This is a genomic window from Emticicia sp. 21SJ11W-3, from assembly GCF_024138715.1.
Classification (GTDB): domain Bacteria; phylum Bacteroidota; class Bacteroidia; order Cytophagales; family Spirosomataceae; genus Emticicia; species Emticicia fluvialis.
This window is the reverse complement of record NZ_CP092074.1, coordinates 3,221,146-3,241,405: the sequence shown is the minus strand read 5'-3', so window position 1 is coordinate 3,241,405 and position 20,260 is coordinate 3,221,146. Positions and strand designations below refer to the sequence as shown.

Genomic DNA, 20,260 nt, shown 5'->3' with positions numbered 1-20,260 from the left:
AACGGCAAAAAAAATGTAAGTTTCAATTCCTACATGGTGCGATTAAAAGAAACCTTCCAGACACAAGAATACGATTCTTATTTTATGTTTCAATTTCTACATGGTGCGATTAAAAGCCGGATTGCCCGTAGAAATAACCCCGAATAGTTCGTATGTTTCAATTCCTACATGGTGCGATTAAAAGTTCCGTTCAATGCCTGACAAGTTCACGGGCGTTATGTTTCAATTCCTACATGGTGCGATTAAAAGAGGTCAAAAACTGATTGTTTTGGTGGCTTTTAATTTGTTTCAATTCCTACATGGTGCGATTAAAAGTTCAATAAAGTATTAATCTAAAAAAATTTTAAAAATAGTTTCAATTCCTACATGGTGCGATTAAAAGATTGCCGTCGTTTTCAAGTAGAAATACATCAACTGAAGTTTCAATTCCTACATGGTGCGATTAAAAGAATTGTGGCGGTGCCATTTAAAGCTATTTTGGAATGTTTCAATTCCTACATGGTGCGATTAAAAGCCGTTACGAAAGTGGCTTTGCAGGTGCTATTTTAGGGGTTTTTGAGGAGAAATCCAAATAAAAAAGTCGTCGACCTCCAATAATAGGTTTTTCCCTTATCATCGACGACAACCCGATGCCCGTCTGCAAACTAACGAAGGTAGTAATTTATTTGAATATACGATGCGGTGTTCGGTTTCTGCATTTCATCATCTATTTAATACCATACGTCAATCAGGGTTTGGGGGGTGGGAGATTATCTGTATCTTAGGGCTATTGATTGTTAAGGCTTTATTGATGCAAAACTGGTTTTTCAGGTATAAACTCCACCATATTCCGTTCTGGATAGGGTATCATCTGCTCTGGATGCTCATTAACGTGGGTAACCTGCACGATGCCTTCGCGTATCTTTTTCTGGGGCCGCTGCCGGTTAAGTTTCTGGGTTATATTGTTTTTCAGGCACTGGGCGCCTATTTTAATCTGTATTATCTTATCCCGCGGTTTTTGTACGTGGGGGCTTACCATACTTACATTGCGCTGGTTATTGTTACTATTCTGGTTTGTTCGGCACTGATTACGGGCGGGTATTATCTGGCTCCGTATTTCTCGGGTCTCAGTTTTTATGAGATGTTTGGTCGCCCGCCATCCGACTACCTGTTTATTTTTACTATCAATGCGCTGCCGTCTACGGCGGCCAGCATGACTTTGGCCATGAGCGTAAAGCTGGGCAAAAACTGGCTGGAAGCCGAGAAGAAAAGGCTCACGCTCGAAAAAGACAACCTGGAAACAGAACTGAAATACCTGAAATCGCAGATTAATCCGCACTTTTTGTTCAATACCATTAATTCTATTTTTGTGCTGATACACAAAAACCCCGACAGGGCGTCGGAGTCGCTCGCTTCGTTTTCAGAGATGCTGCGGTATCAGCTTTATGAGTGTAACGACGAGGAGATTCCGCTCAGCAAAGAGCTGCATTTTGTAGAAAATTTTATTGAACTGGAGTCGCTGAGGCTGAACGAGAACCAGACCGATTTGCAGTTTGAGATTAACCACGCGTCGGCGCAGGGCGTTCGCATCGCTCCGTTTATGTTGCTGCCTTTTGTTGAAAACGCCTTCAAGCATGTGTCGAAGGGCAAAGGGCGGCCGCATTTTATCAGGATGTGCCTGGCAGTAAAGGGGCATCAGACCCTTGAAATGCAGATTGAAAACAGCAGAAATGATGAACCCGCCACTGCAAATGGGATAGGCTTAAAGAATGTGGAACGGCGGCTGAATCTGGTGTATCCGCATCGGCATAAATTATGGATTGATACTGACAAACAAACGTATCAGGTAAACCTGACCATAGATTTGAAATGAAACTCAGGTGTGTCATTGTAGACGACGAACCACTGGCGGGCGAAGGCCTGCTGAAATACATGGAGGTAATTGATTACCTTGAGGCTGTGGCTGTGGCTGAGAATCCGCTTGAGCTGAACAAAATACTGGAAAATGAGGCCATAGACCTGATTTTTATGGATATTCAGATGCCCCACATGACGGGGCTGGACTTCCTGAAAATAAAGCCTAAGCTGCCTATGGTGATTATTACTACTGCCTACCCCAACTATGCGCTGGAGGGGTTTCAGTTCGATGTGGTTGATTATCTGCTGAAACCCATCACTTTTAACCGTTTCTACAAAGCCACCAACAAGGCGCGCGAACTGCATGAGTTGAAGAACCGCAAGCCGGGGAATATGGTGGTGAGTAATGAGCCGGACTACCTGTTTATTAAGTGCGAAAGCAAGTATGAGAAGATACTGATTGACGAGATTTTGTTTGTGCAGGCCATGCAAAATTATGTAATGATATACACCAGCCGGGGTAAGTACATGACGCTGCTGCCCCTGAAAGCGGTGGAGGAATACCTGGACCCTCATAGATTTCTACGGGTGCATAAGTCTTATCTGGTGGCAAGGGCCAAAATAGCAAGCATTGAAAACAACGACCTGACGATTGGGGGGCATCTGATACCTGTGAGCCGCACCATGCGCGAGCAGGTGATTGAGCTGGTGGTGAAGAGTAGGCTGTTGAGTAAGTGAAGTTATTGTCGATTTTGGATTGCAGAATGTCGAATTGGGAATGTAATTGCAAAAGGCATGGGGCAGATGGGTAAATTTTTTAACCACGGAGTGTTACTAAGTTTAAAGCACAGAGTGTCACGGAGTGAGTTTAGAACTGAATATACAGTTCCGTGTCTTGCTTAGTGAAACTCTGTGGTTAAAATATGGCAATTAATTCTGCTCAATTTGACAAGTACTTCATCTCTATATGCTTTACTTCGCCCTTGCCGCCGGGTTTGCCTGATACATTGAGGCCTACGCGGGGGGCTCTGTCCCAACGCGGAAGCCATAAAGTGTCTACTTCTGCCAGTTTGTTGCTGCCATCGGTTTTTTCGCCTTTTATTTCCCAACTGAATTCATAAAAACGGCCGTTGTAGCTTTGCAGTTTCAGGGTTATTTCTTTGTTGGTGTGGGGTAACCCCTGCGTTTTTATTACCTCATGCACGCCGTCTTTAACGCGCCATAGTTGAACCGTATTCTGCATTATTCCGTAGCCTAAGGCGTTGTTGGCATCGCCGTAAATGACAATGTTCTGCATTACGTCAGCCTTTGGCAGCACCTGTGCCGAGAAAGCAAAACTTCCATTTTTGATATTGAAACCAATGAAGTTTCCGGTTTGGGTAGTGTTGCTGTTTTCAATCTGTAGTGTTCCGTTTTGAACTGCATAAGCAGGTTTTGGCTGGCGCACATCGAATATCCATCGCAGATTAGGTATATTCTTGCTGAAATCTACCGAAAAACCTTCATAATTGGCTACACTGGTTTCGGCTGGTGATTCTGCCTGTTCAGGAGTAGCCTTGCCGTAACGGAAAGCAGGCCACTGGGTGGTTTCGTTCCATACCATTTCGGTCAGCACGCCTTGTCGGCCCACGTAGGTGAAGTCGGTGCCGCTGTAGGCATGGTGCAGGTAAAAATAACGGTTATCTGGCGTGGTTACTACGGTGCCGTGTCCGGGGCATTTCCATGCATCGTCACTTACCAATATGGGGTTACCTGCGAATTTTGTCCAGGGACCTTGCAGTTTTTCTGCCCTTGCCACGCCCACCATATAGTTGCATTTGCTACCGCAGCAAGAGTTGCCCGAATACAGCATGTACCAGTATTTGCCACGTTTAAAGATAGATTGCCCTTCGGCACCGCCGCCTTCCCAATCGTTTTTGTTGGCTGATATCATTGTAAATGCTTCTCCGGTTACTTTCAGACCGTCGGCTGATAATTCGGCACCCAGTAGTTCGATGGTTTTGCCTTTGTCGAGTCCGTAGGCTTTCCAGGTAATGTACAGCTTGCCTTTGTCTTCCACCACGTAGGCATCAATGGCTTCGTTTGTCCATTCAATAATCAGTCCGTGGTCGGTGAAGCCTTTTTTCAGGTCTTTGGTAGTGGCTACGCCAATGTATGATTGCTTGTCTGATTTCCGGCGGGCGGTATAATAGACGTAATAGGTGCCGTTGCGATAGAACAACTCAGGTGCCCAATAGCTGCCCATTGTCCATGTCGGTATTTCATTAAAAACCGGGCCGAGATATTCCCAGTCGACTAAGTTTTTGGATGTATAAATCGGGTAAGCCGGTGCCCATTCAGACGATGTTCCGGCGGCATAATAGGTGTCTCCCACACGAATGACCGACGGGTCGGCAAAGTCTCCGGCAATAACGGGGTTTCGGTAGGTATTAACAGGGGTGCGCTTCTGAGCCTGTATGCTGAAAGCAAACAGGAATGTAAGTAAAATAAATACGCTTAATGATTTCATCAGGTTGATAGATTGAGTTATCTGACGAAGAAAAGAAAATATTATGACAATTAAAAGGGTATTGTGCAGAGGCCAAATGACAGCCGCGAGATTGCTACTGAAGAATGAGTAAGCGAGGGGAATAAAAAAACTATCCTTTACTAATTGTGGTAAAAGGATAGTTTCCGGATTGTAAGAAGCACACTGTTTTTAAAGTTTGTATCGAAGCCCCAGGTTGATAAGGCCGTTGTAGCCAACTGAGGTTTCGCCGTAAACAGACAAATTGCCGCCTATTTCAACACCCACCGGCACTACGTTGAAAGCAAAAAAAGTATGGTTGTCTTTTGTGTTCTGGAATTTCTGCGACGCAAACGAAATACCCGCCCCAACGCCAGAGTACAGGCGCAACAATGATTTGTTATACCAGTGGTAGTCTATCCGCGGTATAAAGCTGAGGTAACTACCACGGCTGTCGCCCAGAAACTCGTTATTGCTGGTGTTGTACACCTTTTTCGAGAAACGCTCGCTCACTACATCAATACCCAGTTTTACCCGGCCTGTGCCTGCGGTTTTTACGCCCAGCACCAACGCGCCAGAAAAACTGGCGTCTTCGTAACGTACGGTGCCGCCGGTAACGGTGGTGCTTAGGATATCGCTCAGGCCTTCGGCAAACTGCGGCATGGTCAACAGCCCGTAACCTGCGGTAATGGTAAATCTGGGTTTAGATTCCTGCGCAACTGCGCCCGCAAAAGCGCCTAATACAAGGCAAAGAAGAATGATGTTTTTTTTCATGGTATATTTTAATGATAAAGTCGTGTAGGGTTTCCCCCGTGCCGTTATAACTAATACAAGGCCGATATTGTTCGGGCTGCGTACAAATATTGAAGGCGTAAATATGTGCCTCAACCTGTGCCCTTTGCTAAGTTGAATATTCTTTCGATATTTGCTTTGCTTCAAAATCTGAAAAAGAAACGATATGCCTGATACAATTAACTGGGGGATTATCGGCTGCGGAGACGTAACCGAAGTAAAGAGCGGGCCTGCCTTTAACAAGGTGCCGGCCTCTGCCCTGATAGCCGTAATGCGGCGCGATGCCTCCCGGGCTGAAGATTACGCCCATAGGCACGGGGTACCCAAATGGTATGCCGACGCCCATGCGCTGATAAACGACCCGGCCATCAATGCCATTTATGTGGCCACGCCGCCATCAAGCCACGAGCTATACGCGCTGGCAGCCATAGCAGCAGGCAAACCTGTGTATGTAGAAAAACCAATGGCCGACGATTACGCCGCCGCCCTGCGAATAGCCTATGCCGCCCAAAAGGCAGGCGTAAAACTGGTGGTGGCGCATTACAGGCGTGCGCAGCAGCGTTTCAGGAAAGTGAAGGAACTATTGGCCGGACACGCCATCGGCGATGTGCGGCTGGTGAGGCTGGAGCTGGCCAAGCCGCCGCTGACTGAACACGAACTGGCTGACCCCCGGAATGCCTGGCGCGTAGACCCCGTAACGGCCGGAGGCGGGCTGTTTCATGACCTGGCTCCGCACCAGCTAGATTTGATGTATTATTTCTTTGGCGACGTAGAAAAGGTAACCGGACTGGCGACGAATCAGGGGGGCTTGTATCCTGCCGACGATATGGTGGTGAGCAATGTGCTGTTTAAAAACGGAGTGGTTTTTAATGGTACCTGGTGTTTTAATGCCGCACAGGCCGTTGATTATTGCGAGATTCAAGGTAGTAAGGGCAAAATCAGTTTTGCGGTTTTTGGTACAGACAGCATTACTGTTGAAACCGGCGGTAATACAGAAACCATTCATTTTGATGCCCTTGCACACGTGCAACAACCCATGATAGCCGCAACGGTGCAATACTTTTTAGGCAACGCCCCCAACCCCTGCAACGGCTTTGAGGGAGCAGAGGTGATGCGGATGATGGAAAATAGTTGTGGCGCGAACTTGTAGTTGGCGGTAAGATAAGTAGCCGGTTGCTATAGCTACTTTTTCCATGATTCAGGATAGATGGTAAACTTCAACAGTATAACCCGGGGTAGGGTATTGGCGCTCATGGTTGACTGGTAGTTATTGCCCTGCTCAATGGTTATTTGCTGTTTTGTATTAAAAATGTTTCTGGCTGCCAGAGATACTTTTAAAGCATTGTTTTTTAATAAGAATTTACCTACTACTGCATCTGCCAATAACTGGGTGCTTGTGGTGCCGCTTTGGTTGATGTTCAGCCTTAAACCACTGTCAACAAACCATTTATTGCATATATCGGCTTCACTTTTTAGATTTACTAAATGATTGATGATGGCATTGTTCCGGATAATCCTGAACTGAGACTCCCAGTTGGCCTTCAGATTAAATGTGCTTTTCAGTTTTAGTGTTGTATTTACATTCAGATACGCCAGGTTTAGTTGTAACGGCGAAAGCGCTTCGAGGGTTTTTGTCAGGGAGTTTATCTGATACATGCCGCCCATAAAGAACCAAGAAAATTTACTTTTAAGTTTTATCTGATACGCGCTGAAATTCAGGTTCCAGTTGCTTACTGGGGCCGGGGCATTGATGAAGCCCGAAGTAAATATATTCAAATCTGGCTGGTAAAAGTTCTCATTAATGACAGCGCCATTGAGCCGCTTATAGTTGAAGTTGAGGTTAAACTGATGCCCGTTTCTTGTCTGTAGGTGCGTAGTGAGTTCAAATGTTTTCTGCTGATAGGGATTCAGAAACAAGTTGCCCACAGTAATCTGATTCAGATGGCTGCTATCCGGTGGTGTAATCAATGCGATTGCTCCGGGTAAAAGAGGCTCCTGAGCGAATCTTGCCGATAGTTTTCCTGATGGAAAGCGGTACTCTATTTTAGTGAACGGATTAAACAAAAAAGAGGGCCTGTCTGTAAAACAGTCTTTTAGGGTTTGCCTGTGTATATGCCAGTGAGAATAGGCCAGCCCGCTGATGATGTCAATCTTTGCGCGTTTGTATAAGACATAGATGCCGGTTTCAATAATTTGGTTATTGATAGAATTGGCGACAGGCACCGGCGGATTGCCCTCAATCGGCCAGGAAGTATGCTGGCGGATGGAATAGTTCTCAAACAAGCCTTTTAATTTGCCTTCTATCAGAAACTGGCTGGACAGCGGTACAGACTGTACCAGCTGAACGGTTTGGGTGGTATTATTCTGTCTTTTGTTGATTATCTGGTTTTGGTGCAATCGGGCAGCGGGGTTCTGCAGTGAATTGTCAAAATGGTTTGAATCTGCCTGAAACTGGTTGTCGAGCCTAAAGTACAGTGAACTTACAAAGCCACCCCGGCGGCCTTTCTGCACCAGGCTCAGTTGAGATATGTGGTTCAGTGCATTGATACCTTTCTGACCTCGGGAGATAATTAAAGTGCTGGCAGGTACGCTTGAAAAACCGGTAATGGTGGTGTCAGCAACTGACCTGCTTTGGTTTTGATGGTTTAACTGGCTGGAAACGCGCAGACTGGTTCTTTCGTTTATATTCCATTTCAGATTAATGTTGGCGTTTATGTTTCCGATCCGGCTTTTATCTTGCATTTGGCTATTGATTGTCTGGGAGACGTTGGGGTAAAACTGCTGTTGGGTAGAGGCCTGCCAGAAAGTCTGGCGGTTGAAATGACCAAAAATGAATCCATCAAAGGCCAGCTTTTTTTGTTCATGAGTAAAGTTGAGGCCGGTATCAAAATATTTGTTGATGCCTCTGAACCGTGGCTCCAGTTTCTCTGTATTGTTTTCTATGGTGCGCGGTTCATAAAGCCCTATAACCGAGCTACTGGCATTTAAGGCGTTTCTGAAGGTGTTGAGAGATATTCTGTCCATAACTTTTGTATCAATGCCTGTTTCATTAATTGAGTTGGCCGTTGAAAAGGCATTAATAAACCCATTCTTTGTAATTTTGTTGACACTTGCCCTGCCGATATAGTTTCGGTTTTCTCCTGGTCCGGCTTCAATATCGCCATATATGCCATCTTTTTTGTTGGCTTTCAGTTTGATGTTGAGCAGATTTTGTTTTTGTCCGTTGGCTAGTGTTTTTTGTATAAACTCCATTCGCTCAATCATGTCTGCTCTGATACTTTCAAGCGTCAGTTTCGATATTCCTCCAAAAATCCGCTTTCCGTCAATGGTTATTTCCTGCACGTCTTCGCCTAAAATGCTTACGCTTCCAAAAGAAGAATTCAGACCATTGATTCTATCAAAAAGTGTAGCCGCTGCGGCATGGGGGCGGGCGTCGGTATCGGCAATGTTTACAAAAAGGGTGTCGCCGCGGCGTTCAAAACGGTCTTTTTTTTCTTTTACAACCACCTCTTTCAGCTGGATGCTTTTTTCTTCAAGATTGATGTTAAACTGGTGGTTGTTCTTGAGCGTATCTGCTAACCAGGCTTCTGTTATGGCAGCGCAGCAGTCTGACTGAACCGATAGCTTGTAGGTGCCATGTGCGGCCACGGCGATATCGGTGCAGTAGGAATAGACGGTTTGCTGAGAGACCATTTTTTCTGCGATACCCGAAACCCGGATAAGCCTGATGGTGTAATTTTTTGTGTTGGCGGTTGCCCTAACACAGACACGGACGTGCCTGCTGCCCTGACCAAATGAAGTAATGAAAGTGACACAGCACAGCAAGGTTGCCAGGCACGGGGAACGCATAAAGGGTGGGTTCAGAGGTTTTTGGATATTACCACATATTAAACCTTTGTGGTTGGGTTTTTATTTTGCAGGGATAGTTAAAAAAACTTAATTAGATAAAACATAACCGGATTTTTTCCTTTTTTTGCAGCAAAGATAATCCCATGAAAAAAATATTTATTTTGCTGGCGCTTACCATTCATCATGCTTTTGCACAAAGCGGTGTTTATCAGGTTTTAGATAACAAAACCATAGTTTCGGTTTTTTATAAAGAGACCGCCCACCTTGATACCGAACCCACCACAGTTGTTGATGAAAAAAACAACATGACTATCATTACCAATTATTCGAAGGGTGTCAATCGTTTTTCTGTTACCAGAAACCTGGCGTTTAAGGGCAAGGATGCTCCTATACTGACGTTTAAAATTATGCGCGTGCAAGATAAAAACAGCCGATACAGCATAGATACCCATGCACCGTTTGGGAGTGATGAGATTTCTAAAATGGCGGTTGAAAATTATCTTCCATTGGTTAAAAAAAGTATTACAATAAAGCTGAAAGAGAGCAATGAACTTACCAAAACTGAGGAAGAAATAATTGAGCTTTCAAGGGTTGATTTACCCGAACTCCACTCAGCGGGTGCTTTGTCGGGGGTTTTGTTGAATTGGCCGGTAGGTAACACTGGCTGGACAGACAGTATTGCCGTTCGAGAAGGATATTATGTAAATAGCTATGTGGTTCTGGACGAAGCCAAAAAGCAGTATAAATTAAAAGGATACTTTGTGCCACTCAAAAAATCAGCGGATGCTTCCTTGAAAAAGAACAATGACGATTACAATAATCTGGTGCCGGGCAAGGGCATACAAGCTGAAAGTGAAATAGTAGAAGTAAAGTATGAAGGGGTTATCGGCATGTCTGAAAAATACCAAATGCTTATTCAGAATATTGAATTGGATGTTTATTCGGCCATCAATTTAACAATTATGGGTCGGATCGAAAGCAATCGAACCAATAATAAAATCAGATTAATCAATAAGGTGGAAGAGTAGTGACGGGTGATTTTTTAATTAGTTTAGTGTACTTTTTGCCACTATGTACACAAAAGGCACAATTCCATTGCGGCAATGTTTCACAATTTTTCAATATATGCTGCGAACTGAAAGTTCGTCGCATCGGCGCACCGGCCACAAGCCACAAATTTACTTCACTATCACTTCTGTAAGTCCGGCGTGGCCTTTGCCGTCTCTTAGTAATTGGTTGGTGGGTGTGTTTGGGTCTGCTGTCCAGTCGCCGTCTACAATGTACTTAAAAAGGTATCTCCCTGGTTGCAGATTCAGCTTGCATTGCCAGCCACCCGGCACTTTGGCGAGTGGTGTGCCAAACATATTCCAGTTGTTGAAATCGCTTACTATTGAAACTGCCCGGGCAGTTTCGAAGCCTTTGAGAAAAAAAGTGGTGTTACCTTCTGTGCTTGGCAGAATACTGATGTGGTCGCGACGAGGTAGTAAATCATCAGCCATTGCAGTTTTATAGGCTATATAGGCCACAATAATTGCACTTTCTTTCAGGTCTTTGAAGTTGACGTATTCGCGCACATCCATTGTAGTATGATGCACTGCCGAAATATAATTGAGCGGATCTTGTATGAATTGAAAAGCAGGTATATTAAGGGCATCGAATAGCTCATGGTCGGTTTGGTTGGCATTTTGTAAAGTAACAGTGCCATTACCTGCCGCGTTAAAAGGGTGCAGGTATTGCTCAAGTATGGGTTTTGCTTTGCTGTTTCCCTGCGCATAAATACCTCTGATTTTACCTGTGCCGTTATCAAGATTGAAATAAGCCGAAATATGAGAGAAGTCTTTCTGTGGTTTGCCATCAGTCAAACTCCCCACGTGCGTTTCTACATATTTTCTGGAGCCAGCAAAGACCTGTTCTTCACCACCCCATAAGCCTATTTTGATGGTTCGGCGGGGTTGCAGGCCAGCCACTTTCAATAGCCTGATGGCCTCCATCATTACTGCACAACCTGCCGCATTATCAACAGCTCCGGTGCCTGCATGCCATGAGTCCAGATGTGCGCCTATGATCACCTGCTGCTGTGCCAATGCCGGGTCATGCCCTTTCATATCAGCAATGACATTCACGTTATACTCAGGATTGTAGTTAAATTCAGTTTGCAGGTTCAGTTTCAGCATTGGTTTTTCTCCGGCTTTTATCAGCCTTACTATCCGTCCGAAATGCTCGTTAGCAACTACAAAAGAAGCTATAGGTTTTATCTCTGTCAAATGCCGGTAAGAGGGTACATGGTGATTCCCATCTGCATGAAGAATGCCATAAGGATAATCGCTGGGTTCAATGAGGGCTAAAACACCTTCTTTCTCACAAAAAGTAAAAAAGTCTTTCAGGTTACTTCGCGCTGCTTCCTGGTTTTCAATGGCTTGATTGGTGGACCTTCGACTATGATACCCAATCATTAGGTCGTTGGGGTCGGGGTTATCGGCAGCCTGTTGCAGCGTTTCTTTTGATAAACGCTCTGATAGAATCTGCGTAGAAGCATTAAAAGAACGGAAATCCTGTGCCAGAAGAAGAACCTTGCCTCTGAGTGTGCCTTTCAATTTGGGAAGACTATCTATATGGTTTACTATAATGGCTTCACCACTTACAGTTCCTTTGGTACTTTGTGTATAGGCAAGCGGATAGGCAATGAGGTGCATGTAGGTGGGGGAAGTCAATTCTATATTAAATGATTTCACCTGCCAACCCCTGTATTTTTCGTCGAACGATTCAAACCAGGTGCTGTCAACCCCGTAAGAAGCCAGTTCCTGCTTTGCCCAACGAGCCGATTCATAGTAATTGCGGGTACCTGAAAGTCGCGGGCCGTTTATATCGGCAAGAGTGGTAACTATCTGTTGCAGACGGTTTGTTTCTGCCGCTGCTCTGATTTTGCGGAGCACTACACTATCAGCCGGATTTTGTGCCTGCACAAAGCCATTGAAAAAACATAGAAAAGCAGATAGGGCAATTAAAAGGTTAGTAGACATACAAGGGATTTGACAGAAAATGAAATGAAATATCCTGATCCTCAAGCCGGCGTTTATGTATAAACGTACATAAATGATGTAAGTGTATGAGATTGCCATAAAATTTGAATTGTGAAACATTGAGTACTTTGAGGACATAGTGGCAAAATTATTAGCCACTATGTACACAAAAGGCACAATTCCATTGCGGCAATGTTTCGCAATTTTTTAATATATGCTGCGAACTGAAAGTTCGTCGCATCGGCGCACCGGCCACAATCCTTCACCTCACTTCTATCACTTCAATTATCACTTTCTTATTGCTAAAGGGTTTGTCGGGTTCAATTTTAGAGTCGTACAGGTGGCCAATGCGGCAGCCGATTTCGTCGCGGGTGTGATAGGCGTAGATGCTCTTTAGCTGGTGGTAATATTCTGCCTTTTCGATGCGCCTGAATGTGAGGCGATAGATGATGTCTTTGCGGTGTTTCATGTGTGGAATCCGTGATGGTTATGCGACTAACACGGTTTTGTGTTATTGGATGTGCTTATATTATAAGTACAAAAATAATGTTTTTATCTTTGTTATGAACACAACATAATCATTAAATTTTTCACACAATCCACACCTTATGTTATTAAAGGGGAAAATTCTGCAAGCGCTGAAAACCAGATACAAGCACCTGGGGTTTGGCGAAAAAACTTTTGACGCTGTTGCCACCATGCTGGAAACCACGGTAACAGACGAAAGTGAAATTGACACCGCAACCGGAGGGGTAGAGGCGCTGCTCAAGGCTTTTCAGGGCGATGCCGACAAGCGGGTAACCGAGGCCATTGCCAAACAAAAAGGACCCAGAGAGGGCAACGAAAACGGCTTTACAAGGCCCGACAATGATGATGTGCCTGCCTGGGCGCAGGGGTTGATGGAGGCCAACAGAGCGCTGATAGACAAAGTAAGCGCGCTGGAAAACGGCAAAACCACTGAGTTGCGGAGGGCAACACTTGAGACGCTGCTGAAAGACACGCCGGAGTCGTTCAGACAAATGAAACTGCGCGATTTTGGGCGGATGAATTTCAGAGACGAAAGCGAGTTTGAAACCTATAAAACTGAACTGGAAGCAGGGCTGGATGAGGTGAAACCGCTGTTTGGCGACCAAGGGTTGGGTAAGATTCCACAGCCTATGCCCGGCCGCACCACCAGAAACGGGGTGTCGGTTGATACGCAGGCCTACATTGATGCCAGAAAAGCCGAGAAAGAAGGCAAAGGGCCAACGCCCGGCAAGCCGGTTTTAGGTTTGGCGCCAGCTGAGGCAGGCAGTGTTGCGGGTATGGGCAAGCAGGTTTTTCATTCTTAATTTCAAAATCTCATGATGCAAAACTTTCAAGAGAGCGACCTGGCCGATAAGCTGGCGTTCGCTACCAAGCTGGAAGATATCAGCGGAGGTATTACCATTGCAGCTGCCGATTTTACCGACGGCACGGTTGTTCAGGCCGGGTCGGTGGTGGGCAAAGACAACAACGGTTTATACCACGTGCTGAAAACTGCCAGGCTGCATACGGCTGCCGGTAATACGGCTACCAGTTATCTGGTGTTTAAGGGGCACGGCTTTAAAACCGGCGATTTCATTGCCGCCCTTACCGGTGCCAAAGCCTATGCAATTACAGGTATTGATACCTCAAATGCCGATTACGACACCCTTACCGTAGCTACCACCCTGGGTGTGGCTGTGGCGCAGTATGGGGGTGTTTTTCAGGCAGCGGCCGAGGCTACCACCAACACATCTGCCTTTAAAGTAACGCCGTTTGCGGTTACAGGCCATGCCATTAAGGTGAAAGCAGGCGAAACCAACGCGGTAGATGCCTGGCTGAGAGCTACGCTTTTTGAAGCCAATGCTCCGGTGGCCACTGCCCAGATGAAAGCGGCCCTGCCTCAGATTTTGTGGGTGTAATTATTGTATGGTTGTGAGGAATGGGAGGGGTTGGCTTTACGACTACACCTCACCCCTGCCCCCTCCTAAGAGGAGAGGGGGATTCAAAAAAGCCCTCTCCTTCAAGGAGAGGGTTGGGTGAGGTGAAATCATTATACTAAACCCTCCCACGGACTTTACAACCTAAGTATTTTATTTTTTCATTCAAAATTGATTCAGTAAATGATAAAATCATTGATAAACGGACTGAGCGAGAAGGATATGCAGGCAGTGGCCAATGAATATGCCCTGACAGACTTTTACTTCCCGACGCTTTTTCCGCTCAAATTCGTCACCTCTCTGAAGTGGGAGTCGCTGGAAGGAGAGTTCGGTGCACCGGTGGCGGGTGATGTGATTTCGTGGGATACACGTGCGCCTCGTAAAAGACGTGAGGTGGTTTCTAAACTGAGCGGCAGTATCCCGAAAATCGGGGTGGCTCGTGAAAAAACCGAATCGCAGATGAACGAGTACAACACGCTGAAACGCTACGAAGACGATGCAGCCAAAAAAGAATTGTTGAACTGGATTTGGGAAGACCAGCTCTTTGTGTTCAATGGGGTAAATGCGCGGCTGGAATGGCTGGCGTTACGGGCGGCATCCACAGGCAAAGTGGTGTTGACCAATACCAATAACGACGGGCTGGTAACAGAAGCCAATGTTGATTTCCTGATTCCGGCGGCTAACAAGTCGGGCGTGTCGGTGAGCATCACGGTGGCCAATGCCGAAACATCAAAGCCTATCACCAAAATAAGAGACGTAGTGAAGGCCGCCAGAGCCAAAGGCAAAAAGCTGAACTACATTTTTACAGACCAGGATATGATTGATGCCATTCTGGTATCGGCCGAAACCATAGCCTTTGTGGCTCCGTGGGCTAATCAGACGCCTGCACCTACACAGGTTACGCTGCTTTCAACCTTAAACATGGCTTTGAAAGCGCAGGGGCTACCGGTGATTGGTCTGGTAGAAAGTTTCATCGACATCGAAATCAAAGGCGTACGCACACAGGTGAACCCCTGGGAAGCGGGAGTGCTGCTGTTCTCTGAAACCCCGGTGCTGGGCAACACTGCCCATACGCGCCTGGCAGATGAAGATGTGGAGAGCTCAACTGCTTTGAAAATCAAACGTGAACACGTGCTGATTAAACGCTTTGCGAGCGAAGAACCACTGGTTGAAACCTGCCTGGGTATTGCCAATGCGTTTCCGGTGCTGAACAGCGCCAGCGCTAAATGGCTGGTAGATGGTTTGAACCCTGCGTGGTCTAAATAAACGATATGCCGATGCTAGTTGCGGACTACATAAGAAGTAAGCTCGGGAGGTTTGGGTTCATCATTGACCACAATGAGATTGAAGCCCTGCTGTTGAAAAACGGCATAGCCTCAGATGAAACGTATACGCTGGATAGTGTAGATAGAACCGAGCAGGCGTTGTATGGTTTTATTCCCGAATTGCTGGTGGTCTCGTCGGTCTCTGAAGGGGGCTATAGCATCAGCTACGACAAGGAAGGCATTCAGGATTATTACGCATTGCTGTGCCATAACCTGGGGCGCGAAAACAAAGTGCAGAAAGCAGCACAACCAAAAATTAAAAACAAATCTGATTTGTGGTGATGTCAATCCAGTATCCATACGTATTACACAGGCTCCATGTGCCGGTGGCTACACAAGATGCCCGGGGCAATTTTGTGACCGACGAACCCGCCTGGATAGTAGTGAGCGCCTGCCGTAACGAAGCAGGCAGGCAAAGGAAGTTCAGCAAGGAAGATGGCAGCTATTTACAGGCCACACACCTGATACACTGCCCGAAGGGTGTACCGCCTTTGCAGGCCGGCGAGCGCGTAAGGGTGTTGGAGGCTGACGGCACTATCCGGTTGGAGGGCGAGGTGATTTTTGCAAGTAAAGACCGTTTTCATACAAGATTATGGCTCTGAAATCCACTTTCAGCCATGCCGACATCAGGAAGGAACTGGAGGCGGGCATTAAACAGGTAAAGGAGGCGTTTCTGCAGATATTGAAGCAGGCGGGTGAGGAGAGCGTGCAGCAAGCGCGCGCCAATGCCCACACAATTGATGCTTCGGGCAGGCTGGCGGCTTCTATTGGCTACGTGATAGTGGCAGACGGGATGGTGGTAGCCAGAGATTTTTTGCCTATGCCCGATGCGCCTGCCAGCGCCCCTGATGGCACAGAGGCCGAACCACCGGTGAACGAAGCACAACAAGGCGAAAGCCTGGCTTATGAACTGGCGGCCCAATATGGCAAGGGCTATGCGCTGATTGTGGTTTCGGGGTCGGAATATGCGGTGCAGGCCGAGTCGATGTCGAAAGACGTACTGACCGGCGCTGAAATGTATGTAGGTAAAACGGTGACGGATGCGCTTGAAAAGCTCAGGAAAGGGAAAGTTTAATCGTCAGAAAAATGAGAACAACAGCCGATCAGGACAACATATTGTATGACTTAATCAGTAGCTCGCCGCTCAGAACCTTTATCAGAGGTGGCGTTTACAAGGGCGAACGCCCGCTGGACTCGCCCGGCGAAGACGTGGTGATCAGCAGTATGTTGGTAGGAGACGGAACCTTGCAGGCAGGTGTGGCCAACGTAAATATTTATGTACCCAAGGTTTACCAGAACATTAACGGCAAAAAGCAGACACTGAAAGATACCAAAAGGGTAGACGAGGTGCTGGCAGTAGCGCGAGGGGTGTTGAGAGAGGCTTATGGGAGCTATTATTCACTTTGGACATCGCGGCAGGGAGATTATGATGAGCCTGAGATGAAACAAACCAGGCTTCATTTCAGAATTGAATTCAGATTAATGGATACAAATTAAAAATTACAAAATTCAAATGGATAAATTAGTAACGATTGGCTTAGCCAAAATTGAAGTAGCTCCTCTGGGAACTGACGGAGCAATGGGCAGTCCGCTGGCAACTATCGGACACACTGCAGAAGGTAGCTGCACCATTGAAACAGCAGACCCTGAGATAACCGAGTTTTTTTCCGAAGAGCAGGACGAACCTATCCACACAGCTGCTAAAATGGCTGTAACCACTATTACCTTCCAATTGGCAGCACCCGATTTAGCACAATGTGCCAAGGTGTTTGGCGGTAGTGTAACTGGTACTGGCGTATCAGCCACTTGGAACTATCCTTCAGGCTTGCAGACAATCGAAAAATCGGTAAAAATTACACCTAAAGAGGGAATTGTATTTAAAATTCCGAGAGCCAAAATTACTGCCAAGTTTACGGGTCAGTTTGGTCGTTCTGAAACTCTGAAAGTTGAAGTGGTGATTACTGTTCTGAAACCTGCAGGTAATGCAGCACCAATGATTTTGTCTTTGGCAGCTAATGAAGGTGAAGAAGAAGATTGATTTTGATTGACAAATCTACACCTCACCCACTAAATCTCCCTCTCCCTAAATGAGAGGGAGACTTTAAAACCCCTCTCCTCCAAGGAGAGGGGCAGGGGTGAGGTGTTTTTACCATAAAACTCACCCAATTATGTTTGAAAACCTGAATTTTGACCCACACAGAGCAGAAATGCACGAAGCAGATGTGCTGATAAACCGCGGTGTGCAGTTTACGGTGCCTAAGCGCAGCATTTTAAGATATTTTTCGAAGCAGAAGCAGCGTACATTTTCTATTGAACAGCCTTACCTGGGTACGCTCGATACCCTGAGCCATTTGTTTCTGAGCATTGAGTTTAATGAAGAAATGCTATCAGAAAACGCATTGGCGGAGGCGAAGCGAATAACGGCCGAGTCGGCTAAGAAATGCGCCATGGCCGTGGCGGTATCGGTGCTGAATTCGAAATGGAAGATACGATTGTTTGCCGGTTTGCTGGCCAATTATTTTCTGTGGCATATACAGCCATCTAAGCTAATTCAGTTGACGATATACATTAACCAGATTAATAACCTGGGGGATTTTATCAGCTCTATCAGATTGATGTCCGCGACCCGGACGACAGCTCCTCATCGGATAGAGACAGCCGCACCAGCGGACTAAACAGTCCGTTTGGCTCACGAGGAGCTATCTGCAGCCATTTTCACTGGCCTTATGAGTATCTGGTTTGGGGTATCCGCTGGGGTATCGTGCAACGCATGCTGGCCGACGCACCGCAGTATAACTACGATACCGACGACAAAGGCAAGCCCAAGAACCTGAAACACGCCAAAAAACTAACCAACAAAAACGCCCAGGAAATGATGGATTATTTTAATAGTCTGAATGGGGGTGGGTAGAAAAAGCCGCGGGACGCGGCTTTTTTGTTGGTTAAGACTAGTACTGAAACAAGATTTCAAAAAAGGCTTATTAGCAGCTATAGTATTTAATAAAAGGAAACTATGAATAAAGATTTTAGATGTCCTTCTAACAGAAAATACAATTGAGGTGCCTTATAATAAAATATTCAGAATTGCTTTTGTTACTATTTATTTAGAGGTTAATTTAGAAGAAACTAAAAAAAAAAAATAGAAATGAAACACTCTCTATCCAATTTCATAGGCAATACTGCCCATGAACTCAAGGCACTTTTCCTAATTGCGTTATTGATTTGTTTTGGACTTTTGGCTTGTAGAAGCGAATCTCCTCAGCCCGTAACAAAAGAACAAAGTAAATCTAATGACTACAAGAGTATATTTGCAGTCGGTGAAGACTCCACATCTTTTAAACCCCCTCGTGAACCATGTGGAGGTGGCGGTAGTGGTTGTTAAATAAGTGACCATACATTAGCTTTAATGTAGGTTGAATTATACTACTCCCCGAAAACAGTACCATTGGTTAAGTTAAAATTAAAACGTTAACTTTAAAGTATCATGATGAAAAAAACTCGGCGGAAATTTACTTCGGCATTCAAATGGAAAGTGTCGATTGAGGCTGTAAAAGAGCAACAAACTTTGTCTGATTTGGCTGTTAAGTATTCACTACAGCCTGCTGTGATTAGCAAATGGAAGCAGGAATTTCTTGATTTATCTAGTGGGGTGTTTGATAAATCATCTGGAGCAATCCAGGAGCCAGAATTGGATATAAATAATCTTTATGCCAAGATTGGTCAATTGGAGATGGAAAATGATTTTCTAAAAAAAAACATAAAGAAGGCCGGACTATAAAGCAGCGATTAGCGATGGTTGATGCTACATCGCCTCTAAGTATCCGTCGTCAATGTGATTTATTGAGCGTTAGCCGCAGTTCATTGTATTATAAATCCTGTGAGGAGTCGGTAGAGAATCTAGAAATCATGAGGCTGATGGACGAACATTACTTTTCCCATCCAAGCTATGGTGTATTGAGGATGCAAGATTTTGTAGACTCCAAAGGGTATGTGGCTAACGTGAAGCGAATCAGGCGGTTATTACGGCTTATGAGGCAACAGGCGTTGTATCCAAAGAAAAACCTGAGCAAGCCTGGTGAAATACAATATAAATATCCCTACCTGTTGAAAGGGCTGCAGATTACCCGCTCCAATCAGGTGTGGCAAATTGACATCACCTACATTCCGATGGCCAAAGGGTTTCTTTATTTAACAGCTATCATTGATGTATACAGCCGTTTCGTGACCGGATGGGATCTCAGTAATACCCTTGATGCAAAAAGCTGTCATGCGGTTCTGAGAGCAGCTTCAGAACGCTATGGCAAGCCTGAGATAATCAACTCCGACCAAGGGAGTCAATTTACTTGTGAGGCATGGTTACAGGCCACCAAGGGAATGCAGATTAGCATGGATGGCAAAGGAAGGGCATTAGACAATATATATATTGAAAGATTATGGAGGTCTGTCAAATATGACTATGTATATGTGAATGTTATCGAAGATGGAAAAAGCTTGTATAGAGGTCTGAAGAATTATTTTCAACATTATAATATAGAATTGAGGCATCAGGGAATTGGCAGACAGACGCCCCAGGGTCTTTACTTGATTAAGGCAGCTTAGTTATCAACATAATCACAGCTTACTAACAAAAAGAAAAAGAACCAAAAAGAAAAAGTGTTGAAAACGAGAATAACTCTTTGAGTTATTTCCCGCTTTCAACACAGATTTACAACAATAAATTATTTATTCTCAACTTAACTTTACCACTTCGTGGTACAACCATTGGGGAGTAGCATAAAGGGAATTGAAGCTAATATTGGTTATAATTCAAGAAATGCTAAGAATACGCTACTAACTAATCCTTATCAATACTTTGATGAAGAACTCTATAAGAGACGTTGTGTAATCGAATATGCAAACGCATGGATGGATAGTTTTAAATCATTATTAATTAGATTTGAAACTAAAGCAGAAATCACTTTAATCTCATTTACTTGCCGTTTCTTGAAA

General features: G+C 45.3%; 21 protein-coding genes and 1 CRISPR repeat array (1 of these 22 cut by a window edge). Of the genes, 16 read left to right on the top strand and 5 right to left on the bottom strand.

Annotated features, from left to right (window positions below; translation table 11 throughout):
- Positions 1-514: direct repeats of the CRISPR family, unit length 30 nt; unit sequence GTTTCAATTCCTACATGGTGCGATTAAAAG (it extends 972 nt beyond the left edge of the window).
- A 276-nt stretch (positions 515-790) separates the two neighbouring features.
- Both MB380_RS13755 and MB380_RS13750 read left to right on the top strand, forming a co-directional pair.
- Positions 791-1,852 carry a sensor histidine kinase gene (locus MB380_RS13755; protein WP_253524253.1) on the top strand — a complete coding sequence of 354 codons (1,062 nt, stop codon included), beginning with the start codon at positions 791-793 and terminating at the stop codon, positions 1,850-1,852.
- Positions 1,849-2,574 carry a LytTR family DNA-binding domain-containing protein gene (locus MB380_RS13750; protein ID WP_253524214.1) on the top strand — a complete coding sequence of 242 codons (726 nt, stop codon included), beginning with the start codon at positions 1,849-1,851 and terminating at the stop codon, positions 2,572-2,574. The genes MB380_RS13755 and MB380_RS13750 overlap by 4 nt, the downstream gene beginning before the upstream one ends.
- A gap of 202 nt (positions 2,575-2,776) precedes the next feature.
- Here the strand turns inward: MB380_RS13750 and MB380_RS13745 are convergent, their stop codons facing one another.
- Both MB380_RS13745 and MB380_RS13740 read right to left on the bottom strand, forming a co-directional pair.
- On the bottom strand, positions 2,777-4,345 hold the full coding sequence (locus tag MB380_RS13745) for a glycoside hydrolase family 43 protein (RefSeq protein ID WP_253524211.1): 1,569 nt from the start codon (positions 4,343-4,345) through the stop codon (positions 2,777-2,779).
- A 189-nt stretch (positions 4,346-4,534) separates the two neighbouring features.
- On the bottom strand, positions 4,535-5,116 hold the full coding sequence (locus tag MB380_RS13740) for a hypothetical protein (RefSeq protein WP_253524196.1): 582 nt from the start codon (positions 5,114-5,116) through the stop codon (positions 4,535-4,537).
- Positions 5,117-5,300: 184 nt separating this feature from the next.
- Between MB380_RS13740 and MB380_RS13735 the strand changes: the two genes are divergently transcribed.
- Positions 5,301-6,284 (top strand): Gfo/Idh/MocA family protein, encoded by a 984-nt coding sequence (locus MB380_RS13735; RefSeq protein WP_253524188.1) that lies wholly within the window; start codon positions 5,301-5,303, stop codon positions 6,282-6,284.
- A 32-nt stretch (positions 6,285-6,316) separates the two neighbouring features.
- Here MB380_RS13735 and MB380_RS13730 read toward each other — a convergent pair whose 3' ends face one another.
- Entirely contained in the window at positions 6,317-8,983 is a 2,667-nt protein-coding gene (locus MB380_RS13730) for an outer membrane beta-barrel family protein (RefSeq protein WP_253524173.1), read from the bottom strand.
- A gap of 143 nt (positions 8,984-9,126) precedes the next feature.
- On the opposite strand from MB380_RS13730, the gene MB380_RS13725 reads away from it, so the two are divergent.
- Positions 9,127-10,011, top strand: a complete 885-nt coding sequence (locus tag MB380_RS13725) for a hypothetical protein (protein ID WP_253524172.1) — start codon at positions 9,127-9,129, stop codon at positions 10,009-10,011.
- Between the two features lie 150 nt (positions 10,012-10,161).
- Here the strand turns inward: MB380_RS13725 and MB380_RS13720 are convergent, their stop codons facing one another.
- Complete coding sequence (locus MB380_RS13720; RefSeq protein ID WP_253524169.1) at positions 10,162-12,003, bottom strand: M20/M25/M40 family metallo-hydrolase; 1,842 nt, start codon at positions 12,001-12,003, stop codon at positions 10,162-10,164.
- A gap of 262 nt (positions 12,004-12,265) precedes the next feature.
- Positions 12,266-12,472 carry a hypothetical protein gene (locus MB380_RS13715; protein WP_253524156.1) on the bottom strand — a complete coding sequence of 69 codons (207 nt, stop codon included), beginning with the start codon at positions 12,470-12,472 and terminating at the stop codon, positions 12,266-12,268.
- 139 nt (positions 12,473-12,611) lie between these two features.
- Here MB380_RS13715 and MB380_RS13710 point away from each other — a divergent pair, with 139 nt between their 5' ends.
- The 12 genes from MB380_RS13710 to MB380_RS13655 all read left to right on the top strand — a co-directional run bounded on the left by MB380_RS13710 (position 12,612) and on the right by MB380_RS13655 (position 19,870).
- Positions 12,612-13,334, top strand: a complete 723-nt coding sequence (locus MB380_RS13710) for a hypothetical protein (RefSeq protein WP_253524153.1) — start codon at positions 12,612-12,614, stop codon at positions 13,332-13,334.
- A 12-nt stretch (positions 13,335-13,346) separates the two neighbouring features.
- On the top strand, positions 13,347-13,928 hold the full coding sequence (locus tag MB380_RS13705) for a hypothetical protein (RefSeq protein WP_253524138.1): 582 nt from the start codon (positions 13,347-13,349) through the stop codon (positions 13,926-13,928).
- A gap of 201 nt (positions 13,929-14,129) precedes the next feature.
- Positions 14,130-15,212, top strand: coding sequence for a major capsid protein (locus MB380_RS13700; RefSeq protein WP_253524131.1), 1,083 nt, complete (start codon positions 14,130-14,132; stop codon positions 15,210-15,212).
- Positions 15,213-15,223: 11 nt separating this feature from the next.
- Complete coding sequence (locus MB380_RS13695) at positions 15,224-15,553, top strand: DUF6706 family protein (RefSeq protein ID WP_253524128.1); 330 nt, start codon at positions 15,224-15,226, stop codon at positions 15,551-15,553.
- Positions 15,553-15,873, top strand: a complete 321-nt coding sequence (locus tag MB380_RS13690; RefSeq protein ID WP_253524125.1) for a hypothetical protein — start codon at positions 15,553-15,555, stop codon at positions 15,871-15,873. The genes MB380_RS13695 and MB380_RS13690 overlap by 1 nt, the downstream gene beginning before the upstream one ends.
- On the top strand, positions 15,864-16,346 hold the full coding sequence (locus MB380_RS13685) for a hypothetical protein (protein ID WP_253524122.1): 483 nt from the start codon (positions 15,864-15,866) through the stop codon (positions 16,344-16,346). The genes MB380_RS13690 and MB380_RS13685 overlap by 10 nt, the downstream gene beginning before the upstream one ends.
- Before the next feature lie 11 nt (positions 16,347-16,357).
- Complete coding sequence (locus MB380_RS13680) at positions 16,358-16,768, top strand: hypothetical protein (RefSeq protein ID WP_253524119.1); 411 nt, start codon at positions 16,358-16,360, stop codon at positions 16,766-16,768.
- Positions 16,769-16,784: 16 nt separating this feature from the next.
- Complete coding sequence (locus MB380_RS13675; protein WP_253524116.1) at positions 16,785-17,309, top strand: hypothetical protein; 525 nt, start codon at positions 16,785-16,787, stop codon at positions 17,307-17,309.
- A 130-nt stretch (positions 17,310-17,439) separates the two neighbouring features.
- Positions 17,440-17,946, top strand: coding sequence for a hypothetical protein (locus tag MB380_RS13670; protein WP_253524113.1), 507 nt, complete (start codon positions 17,440-17,442; stop codon positions 17,944-17,946).
- Between the two features lie 95 nt (positions 17,947-18,041).
- Positions 18,042-18,182 carry a hypothetical protein gene (locus tag MB380_RS13665; RefSeq protein ID WP_253524110.1) on the top strand — a complete coding sequence of 47 codons (141 nt, stop codon included), beginning with the start codon at positions 18,042-18,044 and terminating at the stop codon, positions 18,180-18,182.
- 573 nt (positions 18,183-18,755) lie between these two features.
- Positions 18,756-19,049, top strand: a complete 294-nt coding sequence (locus MB380_RS13660; RefSeq protein ID WP_253524107.1) for a transposase — start codon at positions 18,756-18,758, stop codon at positions 19,047-19,049.
- A gap of 14 nt (positions 19,050-19,063) precedes the next feature.
- Positions 19,064-19,870 carry an IS3 family transposase gene (locus MB380_RS13655; protein WP_253524100.1) on the top strand — a complete coding sequence of 269 codons (807 nt, stop codon included), beginning with the start codon at positions 19,064-19,066 and terminating at the stop codon, positions 19,868-19,870.
- Positions 19,871-20,260: the final 390 nt, after the last annotated feature.

Excerpts from the sequence above, each read along its gene's own strand:
- MB380_RS13690 (WP_253524125.1), top strand. The coding sequence starts at position 15,553 with ATGTCAATCCAGTATCCATACGTATTACACAGGCTCCATGTGCCGGTG.
- MB380_RS13680 (WP_253524119.1), top strand. The coding sequence starts at position 16,358 with ATGAGAACAACAGCCGATCAGGACAACATATTGTATGACTTAATCAGT.
- MB380_RS13675 (WP_253524116.1), top strand. The coding sequence starts at position 16,785 with ATGGATAAATTAGTAACGATTGGCTTAGCCAAAATTGAAGTAGCTCCT.
- MB380_RS13745 (WP_253524211.1), bottom strand. The coding sequence starts at position 4,345 with ATGAAATCATTAAGCGTATTTATTTTACTTACATTCCTGTTTGCTTTC.
- MB380_RS13755 (WP_253524253.1), top strand. The coding sequence starts at position 791 with ATGCAAAACTGGTTTTTCAGGTATAAACTCCACCATATTCCGTTCTGG.
- MB380_RS13725 (WP_253524172.1), top strand. The coding sequence starts at position 9,127 with ATGAAAAAAATATTTATTTTGCTGGCGCTTACCATTCATCATGCTTTT.
- MB380_RS13705 (WP_253524138.1), top strand. The coding sequence starts at position 13,347 with ATGATGCAAAACTTTCAAGAGAGCGACCTGGCCGATAAGCTGGCGTTC.
- MB380_RS13655 (WP_253524100.1), top strand. The coding sequence starts at position 19,064 with ATGGTTGATGCTACATCGCCTCTAAGTATCCGTCGTCAATGTGATTTA.
- MB380_RS13730 (WP_253524173.1), bottom strand. The coding sequence starts at position 8,983 with ATGCGTTCCCCGTGCCTGGCAACCTTGCTGTGCTGTGTCACTTTCATT.
- MB380_RS13670 (WP_253524113.1), top strand. The coding sequence starts at position 17,440 with ATGTTTGAAAACCTGAATTTTGACCCACACAGAGCAGAAATGCACGAA.
- MB380_RS13750 (WP_253524214.1), top strand. The coding sequence starts at position 1,849 with ATGAAACTCAGGTGTGTCATTGTAGACGACGAACCACTGGCGGGCGAA.
- MB380_RS13660 (WP_253524107.1), top strand. The coding sequence starts at position 18,756 with ATGATGAAAAAAACTCGGCGGAAATTTACTTCGGCATTCAAATGGAAA.
- MB380_RS13685 (WP_253524122.1), top strand. The coding sequence starts at position 15,864 with ATGGCTCTGAAATCCACTTTCAGCCATGCCGACATCAGGAAGGAACTG.
- MB380_RS13695 (WP_253524128.1), top strand. The coding sequence starts at position 15,224 with ATGCTAGTTGCGGACTACATAAGAAGTAAGCTCGGGAGGTTTGGGTTC.
- MB380_RS13735 (WP_253524188.1), top strand. The coding sequence starts at position 5,301 with ATGCCTGATACAATTAACTGGGGGATTATCGGCTGCGGAGACGTAACC.
- MB380_RS13740 (WP_253524196.1), bottom strand. The coding sequence starts at position 5,116 with ATGAAAAAAAACATCATTCTTCTTTGCCTTGTATTAGGCGCTTTTGCG.
- MB380_RS13720 (WP_253524169.1), bottom strand. The coding sequence starts at position 12,003 with ATGTCTACTAACCTTTTAATTGCCCTATCTGCTTTTCTATGTTTTTTC.
- MB380_RS13710 (WP_253524153.1), top strand. The coding sequence starts at position 12,612 with ATGTTATTAAAGGGGAAAATTCTGCAAGCGCTGAAAACCAGATACAAG.
- MB380_RS13715 (WP_253524156.1), bottom strand. The coding sequence starts at position 12,472 with ATGAAACACCGCAAAGACATCATCTATCGCCTCACATTCAGGCGCATC.
- MB380_RS13700 (WP_253524131.1), top strand. The coding sequence starts at position 14,130 with ATGATAAAATCATTGATAAACGGACTGAGCGAGAAGGATATGCAGGCA.
- MB380_RS13665 (WP_253524110.1), top strand. The coding sequence starts at position 18,042 with ATGCTGGCCGACGCACCGCAGTATAACTACGATACCGACGACAAAGGC.